The organism is Dehalogenimonas sp. 4OHTPN (genome assembly GCF_040448695.1).
Lineage (GTDB): Bacteria > Chloroflexota > Dehalococcoidia > Dehalococcoidales > Dehalococcoidaceae > Dehalogenimonas.
Map to the genome: position 1 here is coordinate 520,844 of NZ_CP159307.1, position 12,819 is coordinate 533,662.

Annotated in this window: 12 protein-coding genes and 1 tRNA gene; 5 read left to right on the top strand and 8 right to left on the bottom strand. The window is 52.6% G+C overall.

The genetic code is table 11. The features are described 5' to 3' along the window. Positions 1–170: 170 nt before the first annotated feature. Together ABV300_RS02820 and ABV300_RS02825 are read right to left on the bottom strand one after the other, a co-directional pair. The gene (locus tag ABV300_RS02820) at positions 171–1,559 is read right to left on the bottom strand and encodes an IS1182 family transposase (RefSeq protein ID WP_076004663.1); all 1,389 of its coding nucleotides are present in this window, start codon (positions 1,557–1,559) and stop codon (positions 171–173) included. A 288-nt stretch (positions 1,560–1,847) separates the two neighbouring features. Further along, positions 1,848–2,219, bottom strand: a complete 372-nt coding sequence (locus tag ABV300_RS02825) for a DUF2089 family protein (protein ID WP_076004664.1) — start codon at positions 2,217–2,219, stop codon at positions 1,848–1,850. Positions 2,220–2,364: 145 nt separating this feature from the next. On the opposite strand from ABV300_RS02825, the gene ABV300_RS02830 reads away from it, so the two are divergent. The 5 genes from ABV300_RS02830 (at position 2,365) to ABV300_RS02850 (ending at position 8,287) form a co-directional block, all read left to right on the top strand. After that, a complete protein-coding gene (locus ABV300_RS02830; RefSeq protein ID WP_083635429.1) occupies positions 2,365–3,210 on the top strand; it encodes a patatin-like phospholipase family protein in 846 nt (281 codons plus the stop codon). Between the two features lie 59 nt (positions 3,211–3,269). After that, positions 3,270–3,980, top strand: coding sequence for a helix-turn-helix domain-containing protein (locus ABV300_RS02835; RefSeq protein ID WP_076004665.1), 711 nt, complete (start codon positions 3,270–3,272; stop codon positions 3,978–3,980). Positions 3,981–4,107: 127 nt separating this feature from the next. Further along, positions 4,108–4,719, top strand: a complete 612-nt coding sequence (locus tag ABV300_RS02840; RefSeq protein WP_076004666.1) for a hypothetical protein — start codon at positions 4,108–4,110, stop codon at positions 4,717–4,719. Between the two features lie 37 nt (positions 4,720–4,756). Further along, the gene (locus tag ABV300_RS02845) at positions 4,757–7,066 is read left to right on the top strand and encodes a hydrophobe/amphiphile efflux-3 (HAE3) family transporter (protein WP_076004667.1); all 2,310 of its coding nucleotides are present in this window, start codon (positions 4,757–4,759) and stop codon (positions 7,064–7,066) included. A gap of 384 nt (positions 7,067–7,450) precedes the next feature. Next, positions 7,451–8,287 (top strand): DegV family protein, encoded by an 837-nt coding sequence (locus ABV300_RS02850; RefSeq protein ID WP_076004668.1) that lies wholly within the window; start codon positions 7,451–7,453, stop codon positions 8,285–8,287. A 217-nt stretch (positions 8,288–8,504) separates the two neighbouring features. Here ABV300_RS02850 and ABV300_RS02855 read toward each other — a convergent pair. The 6 genes from ABV300_RS02855 to cysE form a co-directional block, all read right to left on the bottom strand. Then, positions 8,505–8,580, bottom strand: a tRNA-Ala gene (locus tag ABV300_RS02855). Positions 8,581–8,631: 51 nt separating this feature from the next. Next, positions 8,632–9,285, bottom strand: a complete 654-nt coding sequence (locus ABV300_RS02860) for a metal-dependent transcriptional regulator (RefSeq protein WP_353715023.1) — start codon at positions 9,283–9,285, stop codon at positions 8,632–8,634. Continuing rightward, entirely contained in the window at positions 9,282–9,479 is a 198-nt protein-coding gene (locus tag ABV300_RS02865; RefSeq protein ID WP_353715024.1) for a hypothetical protein, read from the bottom strand. The genes ABV300_RS02860 and ABV300_RS02865 overlap by 4 nt, the downstream gene beginning before the upstream one ends. Next, positions 9,476–11,521: a ferrous iron transport protein B gene (gene feoB / locus ABV300_RS02870; protein WP_353715025.1), complete on the bottom strand. Its 2,046-nt coding sequence runs from the start codon at positions 11,519–11,521 to the stop codon at positions 9,476–9,478. Before feoB ends, ABV300_RS02865 begins: the two co-directional genes overlap by 4 nt. A 2-nt stretch (positions 11,522–11,523) precedes the next feature. Further along, entirely contained in the window at positions 11,524–11,928 is a 405-nt protein-coding gene (locus ABV300_RS02875; RefSeq protein ID WP_353715026.1) for a Fur family transcriptional regulator, read from the bottom strand. Positions 11,929–12,094: 166 nt separating this feature from the next. Beyond that, on the bottom strand, positions 12,095–12,811 hold the full coding sequence (cysE, locus tag ABV300_RS02880) for a serine O-acetyltransferase (RefSeq protein WP_353715027.1): 717 nt from the start codon (positions 12,809–12,811) through the stop codon (positions 12,095–12,097). Positions 12,812–12,819: the final 8 nt, after the last annotated feature.

A 12,819-nucleotide genomic window follows, 5' to 3' on the forward strand; every position in this document is an offset into this window, starting at 1 on the left:
CCAAGACCAATAAACCACAAAAATCTCTCTAACTGGGCATTGAAAATGGTGCAAGACCACTTTTAACCAATATTTTGTATGTTGGTTAAAAAAGGTTACAATCCACCCACTCCATCCGTGTTTCCGGTGGAGTCCGACTCTAGAGCCTGTCTCAAAATGAGGGACAGGATTTAATATGCGAAACTCCAAGCGGATAGCATTACAGGATTTAGACCGAAGTTTCGGTGCATTTGGACATTGGTGGCCAGGTTATCCGCGATTTCTACCCTGGCTCTGGTGCTTCGTCTCCCTGACTTAGCCCAAACGCGCCATAGGGTTCGCAAGTTAAACGCAGTTGCCAGTAAGTTGAACTCCGCTCTGACGTTGGCCAGACCGCGCAACAGGAATCTCCTGGCATTCATCTGGTCTTTGAGGATTCCGAAGGTAGGTTCACTCAGTTCCCGGCGAAGGGCGTACAAACTGCGTGCTTCGTCCGAGCGCATCCACTGTCGATGTTTGAGCAACAGTACCTCGGAAGAGCTAATCCGGAGTGCACGCCCCGCATGTTTGTCCTTGGTACAAACGCCGAAGGCGGGACAAGCCCGGCAGACCGTCCTCGATGCTCGATATATGCGGATCGAGTGTGAACCAGTGAGCTTGGACCTGCGCAGCCCGCGGAAAGGAAGCCGTTGGCCATGGGGGCAAGTGTAAATGTCGCTGGCGGCATCATAGTCAAACTGGTCTTTGAAATAAGGACCAGTACAAGAATCCTTATATCGTTCCCCCATCACCAGGAGTTGACCTCGCTGTTCACCGGCTTCCAGGCCGGCAGCGGTATGGTAGCCGCCATCAGCCAGGGTAACAGGGGCCCGTTGCCCTGTTATCTCTTCGGCTCGCTCCAGCATGGGAACCAATTGGCCTGAGTCTGAAGCACTGTTCACGACCTCGGCAGCCGTAATCAGCATGCCATTTCCCTTGGCTGTCTCAGGGTTTAATGAAGAGACCATTGCCTGGGCATTGTAGCCGGTGATAATCCCGCTTCGCCCCTTCATCAGCTGGGCATCTTCATCGGTTAGATTCACCCGTTTTACTCTTTCCTGTTGCGCTAGGCGATTCATGGCGCCTTTAACCCGCTGCTGTAACTCTTTGGCCGTCTGCAATGCTTCCGGTAACCGCGGTTGGGGAGAGTCATCGCCGCCCTCGTTTCGTGCCTCCAGTTCGGAGATTGCCGCTTCCGTACGATTGAGTAAACGCTGTAATGCGGCGACATCATAGGTACGGTCACCGGCCGCATTGGCCACTATTTTCGTCCTATCCACCGCCTGCACCGCCAAGTCAATCAAGTCCAGTTCGACAGCGGTGGCCACTGTGTATTTCAGTAGTCTCCGCATCGCATCACGGTGAGCCTGGTAGAATCGCCACAGGGTATTGTGATCGGGGCGCTGCCATCCCGTTAGCCACAGATACGGCACCTGGTCTCGGCAGGCTGCTTCAAGTCTGCGTGAGGAACGAATCCCCGTCATGAAACCATGCAACCAGACACACAGTAGTGCCCTCGGATGATAAGCCGGGGCACCCAACGGCTCTCCGTCGATCCCAATTTCTAATTCTATCTAGGCCGCACGGTCAAGTGTATCCACAAGCTCGGCCACGAACCGCGCAGGATGATCGTTGGGAATCAGTTCTCCAAGAGTCGGGGGCAACATCCATGCTTGTTCGCGGTTTAATGGTCTCAGCGGCATTGGGCTCACCTCATTACTGATTGGCCCAATTTTACCAAATTGGCTTGAATTATAAGACAGGCTCTCTACCCCGTCTCCACGTCGTAGATACAGTTACGTTCTAAACAAAGGGTATTAATTATTCCCTCATGCAAGCCTCTTTAGAGCCTCATCTGCATTAATTTTGCCCTGTTCCAGCATGTCCAACAGGCTTTCCTGCTCAGACATAGCTGTAAGTTTCGAGTTAATCTCCACCATTCTCAACTTGCTGGCGACCTTAACAAGACGGTTCTTGACCGTTGGATAGCTGATGCCGAAGAGCCGTCCCACTTCCTTCATCGAACCGTGGGCTCCGACGAAAGCCATGATGAAGACTTGATCTTCCCTCCCGAGTTGAGCTAGTGGTGGTAAAGCAAATTCCCCTTCGATCGCGATATTGCTATCGGCAATTTTCACTCGTTCAACAGTGATCGGTGAACCGTTGGTTAGCCCAGTTAATTCGCTCCAATCCCTAATCATGCTCTCCTCAACAATGCATTTATCGATCTTAACATCCGGGAAATTTGACACCATTCCTGACGTATAGTACCATATATTATGGTTACTTTGGAAATTTCTAGCTGTATCAAAGTTGTGACACACGAACGTGACATGAAGTAAAACCATGACAGTGAGAGCTGGGGCATTGGGTAGTTTGCTTAAGGATAGAAAAATCGGGCTGGCACTTAGCAGTGGCGCGGCGCGAGGACTGGCTCACATCGGCGTACTGGAGATGTTAGAGGAAGAAGAGATCCACATCGACATGCTTGCCGGTACGAGCATGGGAGCACTGATCGGTGCTGTCTACGCAGAGCGACAGGACATTGACCGGATGAAACATCTAGCAATAGAATTGGGCTTAAAGAGGTTTTCCTTTTTAGCAGATCCCGTGTTACCAAAATACGGTTTGATTCGCGGGCGGAAGATTGGAAACATGTTAAGATCGATTATCGGCGATGTTGAGTTTGGGGATTTGAAGATACCATTTGCTTGTTCGGCGGTTGATATTAATAGCAATCAAGAGGTCGTAATTAAGCAGGGCAAAGTGAGAGAGGGTGTGAGGGCGAGTTGCTCTATTCCCATTTTACTTACTCCCAGTAAATTAGAAGGAAGATATTTAGTTGATGGTGGTTTGCTCGATCCGGTGCCTGTAAAAATCCTCAAGGATATGGGGGCAGACCCTATCATCGCAGTAAATGTAATACCGAATGGTCAAAATACGTTTTTGGGTGCTAGCCAGAATAATCGGAGGAAAAATGGACCTAATATACTTAGTATAGCGATCCAAACGGTAAACATTATTAGTAGCCAGAGATTAAAGTCCAGTCTCAGTGGCGCCGATGTTATCATAGAGCCTCAAGTTACACACATTAGCTGGGGTGATTTCCATCGTGCTGAAGAGTGCATCGTTCAAGGTCGATTGGCCGCTCAGGTATCCATACCGGAGATAAAAAGGTTGCTGGCCGGTTGATTTTTCACAAAATATATATTTCCAGTGCATAATGCGCATCGCTGGGGTTGAATAAGGTTATGAAACTGACATTTAGGCAGAAGATTTTTCTCAGTAAGCTCCTCGACGCTTATCGGGACATGAAAGAGCCTGTTCACTATAGCGTCATTGCCAATCGACTGGGTCTGAACAACTCTACAGCCTATGATATGTTGAGGCTCCTTGAGAAAAAAGGTATGGTGACTTCAGAGTACGATACGCCGAAGGAGACTGCTGGGCCTGGACGGTCTAGTATACGTTTCGTTCCTACTGCCGAAACCATCGAGCTTTTCGCTCACCTGGCAGGTGACATACGGGAGCAAGATGAGTGGGATGATATAAAAACTCGCGTCCTAACGAACTTGAGCAGGGGAGAGGCGAACGATTATAAGGATATTTTAAACGAATTACTTGCCAGGATGCCAGAACCGCGTTCATCACTTGTGCGATGCACCGAAGTCATGACGGCTTTATTACTGAAACTCAGAGAATCCAAACAGAATTTGACTGAGCAAAGCTCAGTGGATAATCTACTGAAGGCGCCGGCCAGCAAGTTGCGCATGAGTATACTGGCCGGGCTCATCCTGGGGCTATCGTATACCGATCAGGAAACTCAGAGATTTCTGGGTATTTATCAGGAATACGCCGAAAAATATGAAGCATCGCTGCAGGGATTAAGCCGTGACAGTTTATTCAAGCTGCATCGGTTTACCCGCGATGTCTGGAATATTCTAAAAACACCGACATTTTAATTTTTTTTCATCAATATTTTGGTTATTTATGGAATTTGGATTAATGAAAGTAGCTAACCAGACGGAAATACGGCATCTGTCAATTGATTGCAGAGGCTAACCGTGAATAACACTATGAGGTTGAAACATGGCAAGCGCCAAAATTAAGACTGGCGAAATCGCCAAAATAGTGTCCCAAGTGCTGCATCCTTATGTAATCCTTGTACCGGTGGTGGTGTTGCTTGCCGTGAGCTTCAGCCGGGAAGACTGGGTTAAATGGAGTGTCATAGCTCTGTTACCAGCCTATCTCTTCCCCCTCCTGTATATGCAGGCGAGGGTTGTTCTAGTTGCTCGTACTACCGGGGTCAAGGTAACTCATCGCTCTCTTTTTAGAGAGCGATCCAGAGAGATGATTTTTTTGATATGCCTCTTCGGCCTGCCCAGCGCATTGATACTCTTTTCTCTCGACGCTCCTCCGAGCATTATGGCTACCCTGATTGGGCTCAGCGCAACAGCGCTATTGATTACCTTTATAAATTTACGCTATCGAGCCAGCTTCCACCTTTCTCTTTTCACCAGCGTGGTCACCTCTATCGCTATCGTATTCGGCCCACCAGCGTTAGTTGTTGCCGTCCTTATCCCGGTACTGGGGATTTCTCGCTACCAGCTGGGGGAGCACACTCCTTTGCAGTTAGTAACCGGGTTTGTAATTGGCTTGGTGGTTACTGCGGCCGTCTTCCAGGGATTTAACCTTCTCTAATAAGGTAATAACTAACTAACTAAGAAAAGGAAAATAGATGGAGCGGTATTTTCGAAAGTTAGGCGTTTTCATTGAAAGCAAACGCGTACTGGTTATCACTGTCAGTGTAATACTTATTATTGCCTCGCTTTTTGGTGCCACACAACTCAAGCTGGCTACCGGTGTTGAAACCTACTTATCCACCGGTTCTCAGACCTACCAAGATTACATGAGGTTTAACCAGCATTTCGGCAGCAGCGTCGTAGTAGTCCTGGTGACAGGAAATGATTTGACTCAACTACTGCAGCCCGCCAACGTGGCGGCGATGGAGACCATCGAGAACCAGATGGGGAACAATCCAAACGTTGTTTCGGCTCTAGGACCTACTTTTCTCATAAAACAGGCGGTTGCACAACAAACTGGAACCCCTGTTTTACCGCTTGACCCCAAAATACTTCAGTCCATAGTCGTAGATCCCGAGAATGGCCAGATTCGGCCCCAATTCAGCAGAGTCCTGCCTGATGGCCAGCACGCCCTGATCGCCATAGTGCTCAAGGGAGACTTGTCATTGGATGGCCAAAAACTGGTAAGCGAAGAAGTTGAAAACATAGTCGCCACTGCCGGTTTCTCCGGAGTTGGAGCCGTAGTCACCGGTATGCCTGCTGTCTTTAGCCAGCTAGAAGATATGATGTCCAGCAGCCTGCGCAATATGTTCCTGCTTTCTATACTGTTAATGCTTGTAATCTTGGCCGTGGTCTTCAGTGTTCGTGGTTTCTTTGCTTGGAGATGGTTGCCACTGGGTATTGTGCTTATTGGAATCATATATACCTTTGGAATTATGGGCGTGATCAACGTTCCTATAACTATGGTTACCATGGCAGTGTTTCCCATATTAATCGGCCTTGGGGTAGACTACGCCATCCAATTCCACAACCGCTATGACGAAGAGGCCAGGCGAGGCGAAACTGTAGCTGAAGCCATTATAGATTCTGTTACCCATATTGGGCCGTCAATTGGTATCGCTATTATTGCGGCCTCTCTTGGTTTTGCCGCTCTGTTCTTCTCGCCTGTTCCCATGGTCCGTGATTTCGGGCTTATGTTGATTATTGGCGTCATAGCCGCCTACCTTGTAGCGCTGTTTTTACTTCTGGGTATCCTGTATCTGCATGATCGACGCAATGCAACCAAAACCACAATAAACAAAGGAATGGCCAAGGCGAAGCAGGAGAAAGTTGGCTTTGTGGAAAGGGGTCTCCAACACCTTGCACCCTGGGTGATCAGAAATACAGCCATCATCATCCCTTTGGCCTTATTATTGACCATCGGTGGCCTGATAAGTGACTCCTACATTGCCACCGAAACCGATGAGACCAAGTTTATATCTCAGGATGTTCCAGCGGTAAAGAATCTGCTGGCTCTTGAGAAAATAGCCGGCGGAGTCAGTTCAATCAATATGCTGGTCGAATCTAAGGACATCACTGATCCGTTGGTTATAGCCTGGATGGTGCAACTGGAACAGCGTATTACCTCGGAGCAGCCCGAGTTTGTTACTGGCACTAGCAGTATTGCTGACCTAATTCTGCAGGCTACCGGCGGAGTGATGCCTCAAAGCTCCGTGCAGGTCAAGCAGATCTTGGGGCAACTTCCTGTACCCATCAAGAGGAACTTAATCACCGATGATTACACCGCCGGTAATCTTGTGATTAGCGTTGAGCAGTTAGAGATTGCCAAGATTCAGGAGCTCAGGGACCAATTGACCGGATATGTAGTCAACCCTCCGGCCGGCGTAAATGTCATCCTGACAGGAACGCCCATAATCGGGATCGAGCTCTTTAACGCCCTGACCGGGGGGCGGATACAGATGACCCTCATAGGAGTTGGCTTGATCTTTTTGGTTCTCCTTGGTCTCTTCAAGTTCAATCTGCTGCGCGCCGTTCTGGCGGTCCTGCCCATAGGGCTTATTCTCGGTTGGTCAAGCGGCATAATGTATCTATTGGGAATCAAATATACTCCCCTCACCTCTACCCTGGGAGCGCTGATCTTGGGTATCGGGGTTGAATTCACTATCTTGCTGATGATGCGGTACTACGAAGAGAGGCGCAAGGGCGAAGGACCAGAGGAAGCGATGACCACGGCCATGACCAAGATCGGTCGTGCCATTATCGCCTCAGGACTTACTATAATCGGTGGCTTTGGCGCGTTATTGATCGCCAAGGATTTTCTGATACTTCGTGACTTCGGCATCGTCACCATGATCAATGTCTTTTTTGCCTTAGTCAGCACCCTGTTCGTATTACCGACTCTGATTGTCTGGGTCGACACCTGGCAGGAGAAACAACGACTGGCTGTAAAGTCGATCCGGAAATAGGAGGGAGAATGTTGTAAAGCAAATCCCTATTAATAGTCAATTAGCAACTTAGAAGGAGGGAGTGATGAGAATCAAAGAGGCGTTACGGTGGTTGTTCGAAAAAATGACAGACCCCATAGTCAGCTTATGGGATTGGAAGGCAAGGGTTTGGTTTCGTATGGGATGGTCACGACCGCTAAAAATTAAGGAAACAAAGAAATAATTGGGCTAGATTCAGTGATACCTCATCATAGGGACAAGACTGTGTGCTCAATCAAACCAATCCAGGTGATATTGGTTGAAAAGGGGGAGGGGAAATGATATAGTTCGCGACCTTGATTAGGCCCGCATATCTGTATTATGTTGACATTATTGGTCGTATCCGACTATAAGAGGAGGGTTAATATGGCTATTAAAGTAGTTACCGATAGCACCGCTGATATTCCGTCTCAGTTGGTAAAAGATCTGGGCATCGTGGTAGTACCTTCATACGTGATCTTTGGAAGTAAATCATATCGTGGCGGGATCGATATAGCCGCGGACGAGTTCTATCGTAAGCTTCTTCATGAGCCTGTGCTGCCTACCACCTCCCAGCCCACCCCGCAGGATTTCGTAGAAGTCTATAACCAGCTTGCCAAGGAAGCCGACGGTATTATCTCTATTCATATTTCTTCCAAACTGAGTGGCACAATCAACTCCGCCGAACACGCCAAAAAGCTGGCCAATGTCAATTGCCCTATTGAAGTCATTGATACACAGAACCTAACAATGGCGTTGGGTTTGATTGTCATCGCTGCCGCCAGAATGACCAGAGCAGGCAAGGGATTGACTGAAGTCGCCGATGCCGTCAGAAAGATGGTGCCTAGTACCAGGCTACTGATCCTCTTTGACACGCTGGAATACTTAGCCAAGGGCGGCCGGATTGGCAAGGCCAAGTCAATGCTCGGTTCAATACTGAATGTTAAACCGCTGCTGACACTCAAAGAGGGTGAATTTGTGCCGGCGACCCAGGCGCACAGTCGCACCAAGGGCAAGGAAAAACTGTTAGAGTTCCTAAAAAATGCTAAAGATATCGAAGACCTAGCAATTATCTACAGCACCACTCCCGATGAGGCAAAAGAGCTAGCCGCTAGTATCACGGCAATCCCCCAAGCCCGCATAATCATCGCCCAGGTGGGTCCGGTGCTGGGCGTTCACAGTGGGCCAGGGGCGCTGGGCATTGCGCTGAGAACCAAGGAATAGGTTTAGGGGTAGTCGTCAGTGCCCAATTTCGGTATGGTTCTTCCGCCGTTAGGGTGTTGGCCAACTTGTAATTAAATAGCAAACGTTATTTAGAAGCTATCTAAGGGCATCGACCGGGCCCACTTTTTGGGGCAAGCCACGGGAAGGTTATTGAAAAGACCCTGGCCGGTGCGACAGGGCTATTATGAAACCAGCCAGTTCTCGGTATCGTCTCCTTTGGTGGAGCTGAGGGGACTCGAACCCCTGACATCCTCCTTGCAAAGGAGGCGCTCTCCCAGCTGAGCTACAGCCCCATGTGACGGGTGGGATTATACCAGCCCCCCGGAATCAGGCGCAAAGCGCTGTCAGCGGGCTGGGTCTTCGGTCAGCCTAACATAAATTGCGTCAGACATTTCCCGGTCGGTGGCGAACTGGCTCATGCCTGCCTGGAAAACGTATGACGGGAAGCTCTGGATCAACTTGACCGGAGCCCCCGGCAGGACGCCCATCGCCATCAATTTTTGCAGCTTGTCGGCTTCCGGCGCGTAGAGATAAGCGACCGTACCACTCTGGCCCGGACGCAGTTCGGATAACGGTGAGACCAGCTTCTGCGGGCGGGAGGCCGCCGCCTGGCAGCATTTGCCCGGCGGGATCGGCTTGTTATGCGGGCATACTTTGGGGTGCCCCAAAAGGACGCAGATGTTCTCGTCGAGTCCCTTATCCAGCAGATGCTCGAACTTGCAGGCCTTGTCGTGCATCATTTTATCGCGAGTGCCCAGGACGTCATATAACAGGCGTTCCGCCAGGCGATGGCGCCGTACCACGCTGCGGGCTTCCGGCAGACCTTTCTCAGTCAAAGAGAGTAAACCGTCACCGCCTGAGACCACCAGCCCGTCCTCGATAAGCTGTTCGAGGGCTTTGCGGGCTTGAAAATCGGCGGCGCTGACCCCGGCTTTATCCTCCTGCGTCTTGATCCACAGGCTCTCCAGGATCTCCTCGCCGTGCTCGTCGATGTTCATCGTTTTCTCCTCAGTTTCTTAATGGCGGCAAATAGTCTCGGCTCTGCCGGTGTCTCATAAGCGCAGTTGGGACAGCGCACCAGCCGGCAGCTTTTCCCCATGGGGCAGGAGCCGCAGTAGGCGGTGCCGGAGGCGGCGTCAAACTCGAAGCCGCAGAAGGGGCATTTTATCCTGTCGGCAGGTGCGTTGTTCATAGATTGACCCCTAGGAGCTTCAGCGCGCGGTCAAGTCCCAGTCCGACCAGGAAGGCAAAGGGGAAGATAAAGCCGGCAATGGCTACCGCCGTCTTCCAGCCTCGCTCTTTGATCATCACCATGAACTGGGCGATGCAGGGGACGAACAGGGTCATGACTACCGCCGATACCAGCAGGGCGTTGCCGAAGAGCAGCCCCTGGGCGGTCAGGTCATACAGCCCGGCGGCGCCGAAGTCCCGGCGGAAGAAGCCGATGACGAAGGCCACCGCCGCCTCGGCGGGGATGCCGACGAACTCAACGACTGGTGTAAGTCCGCTAATCAAGATGCCAAGGAGGCCGACGGCATCGCCGGCCCACAGCACTACGCTGGCTACGATGAAGAACGGGATGACCTCTTTCAAATACCACTCCAGCCGGGCGTAGGTTTTTTGCAGTACGTTGGACAGGCGCGGCAGCCGGAGGGGCGGCACTTCCATGTAGAAGCAGGCGCGCTGACCCGGGATGATTCTGGAAGCCAGCCAGCCGACAAGGACAAAGACGGCGCCGACGACGCCCAACCAGGTCAGCAGCATGCCGGAAGAGACGGAAAGGATGCCGAAAATGACGCCAAGCTGGGCGGAGCAGGGGATGGCCAGGGCCAGAAGCAGGGTGGTGATGACCCGCTCCCGTTTCGTTTCCTGGGTGCGGGTGACGATGGTGGCCATGGTATCGCAGCCCAGGCCCAGGACGATGGGAATGACCGCCCGGCCGTTCAAGCCTATAAACTTGAAGACGCGGTCAATTAGCATCGCCAGCCGCGGCAGGTAGCCGGAGTCCTCGATCATCGAAAAGACGATGAAAAAGGTGGACACTATGGGCAGAATGATACCGATGGCATAGGTTATACCCAGGGTGATGATGCCGTAATCGCCGACGAAAAGATCGGAGATAATCTGGACAGGAATCAAGTCCTGCAGGGTGTTCTGGAAGAAGGGATTGATGAGCCCGCCGAAGACCCTTTCCTCCAGCAGACCCACCAGCGTGCCGGCGCCGAAGACGCCGACGATGAAATACATGGCGTACAGCACCGCCGCCAGAATGAGCCCGCCGGTGAACGGGTGCATCATGGCCCGGGAAAGGCGCTCGCCGAAGCGGAGTTTCCCGGACGCCTGCCGCGACATGACGCTTGCCGCCAGTTTCGTGGCCGCCCGCTGCTGGGCCAGCGCCAGAACGTAGGCCGGGGCCTGATTCATGGACAGCCTGGCGCGGTCAACGATGGCATCGATCTGCGAGCCAACCGATACTTCGCTAACTACCGATTGACGTATTTGCTCATCCTCTCTTAAAAGCAGCAGGGCGATCGACCGGCTGGAAATGCGCTCGGCTGGCGGGCTGCCGTTGACCAGCGGCTTCAGATCAGCGACGGCGTTTTCAATTAATGCGTCATAGACTATCGGCAGCGCCAGGCTGATGGTTTGGTAACGCAGGATTGCCTGTTTGAGTTCGGTAATGCCCCGCCCGAGGGATGCCGCGGTGCCGATGACCGGGACACCCAGTTCGGCGGCAAGTTTCCCGGTATTGATGCCGATGCCGTGGGCCGCCGCCTCGTCCATCATGTTCAGGACGACGATGACCGGCAGTCCCGCCTCGATGAGCTGGAAAGTCATAGGAAGCATCCGCTCCAGGTTTTTGGCGTCGATGACATGGAGCACCACGTCCGGCTTCTCCTGGAGCAGGATAGCCCGGGCTACCCGCTCTTCCTCGGTAATGGAGTGAAGGGAGTACATGCCGGGGGTGTCGATAACCTCCACCGGGCGGTTGCTGAAAATGGCCTGGCCGCGGAAGATGTCAACGGTAGTGCCGGGGTAGTTGGAAATGATGACGCGCCGTCCGGTCAGGGCGTGGAAGACGGAACTCTTGCCGACGTTGGGGCTGCCGACCAGGGCGACCTTCAAGGCCGACCGCGCCGAGTCTAAGCGCCGCTGCTTTTCCGGCCGCGGACCGTGGCAGGCGGGGCAGCTTTCAACGGGTGTGTCGAAGGAATCGGGGCGCTTGGTGGACATACCTAGACCGTTTTCTTCTGGCACTCGGGGCACAATCCCGTGAGCGAGATCTCGCCTCCGCGGATTAAAAAGCCACCTGCCTGCGTTACCGCGGCGACAATCTCGGATATTGGGAGTGAAAATTCAACCACCCGGCCGCAGTCGGTGCAGATCAGGTGATGATGATGTTCCTGATGGGAAATCTCATAGTGGTGATGGTTCTGGTCCAGGTGCCGTTCCTCAACCAGTCCGCTCTCCTTGAATTTGGCAAGTGCCCGGTACACCGTAGACAGGGAGATCCGCGGCAACTTCTTCCTGGCGCGCTGGTAGATCTCATCGGCGTCAAGATGTCCCTTGCCGGCCCGGATGATGTCCAGGATGACAGCCCGCTGGCCGGTGGCTTTTAAAGCGGTTTTACCGAGCGGCATTACCGCCTCCGGGATATACGCAAATGATTAGCATTTGCAATTATTATATGAGAAACGGGGAAGGGTGTCAAAAAACCGACCGCTGATTCATCGCCGGGATGACAGCTTCAAGAAAGTTGCACGTGTTATTAAAAGCGCCGGCGGGTAGACCGGGTTTTTAGCTGGGTCAAATCCCGCCGCCGTCGAATTCCTTGGCCAGGGCTTCTAGCTTCTCTTTTAGTTCGTCGGTGGGTGCCACGATGCCGCCGATTTTTTCAAGGGCTTCGCAGCGTTTTTCCAGTTTGGCTTGCTCTGCCAGGATGTAGCGCACCGCTTCGGCCACCGGATCGGGAAGATGGCCGTGTTCCAGGTCGGTGACGATTTTAGGCTTGTGTTCCTCGACAACCCGGCCGGGTATGCCAACGACGGTAGAACCCGGCGGCACGCTCTTGACCACGACAGAGCCCGCTCCGACTCGGCCGCCCTCGCCGATGGTGATATTGCCCAGCACGGTGGCGTTGGAGCCGATGACCACGTTGTTCTCCAGGGTCGGGTGCCGCTTGCCCTTGGACAGGCTGGTGCCGCCCAGGACCACGCCCTTGTAGAGCAGCACATCGTCGCCGATAATAGAAGTCTCGCCAATGACCACGCCCATGCCGTGGTCTATAAAGAACCGTTTGCCGATGGTGGCGCCGGGGTGGATTTCGATGCCGGTGAGGAAGCGGGTCCAGTGGGACAGCCAGCGGGCCAGAAAGTGCCACCTGATTTTCCAGAACCAGTGGAAGACACGGTAGCCCCATAAAGCATGCAAGCCGGGATAGCAGAAGATAACCTCGAAAACGCCCCGGGCCGCCGGGTCCTTGTCGAACACGTTCCGGATGTCTTCCCGAATGGTCTTAAACATACGTTCGC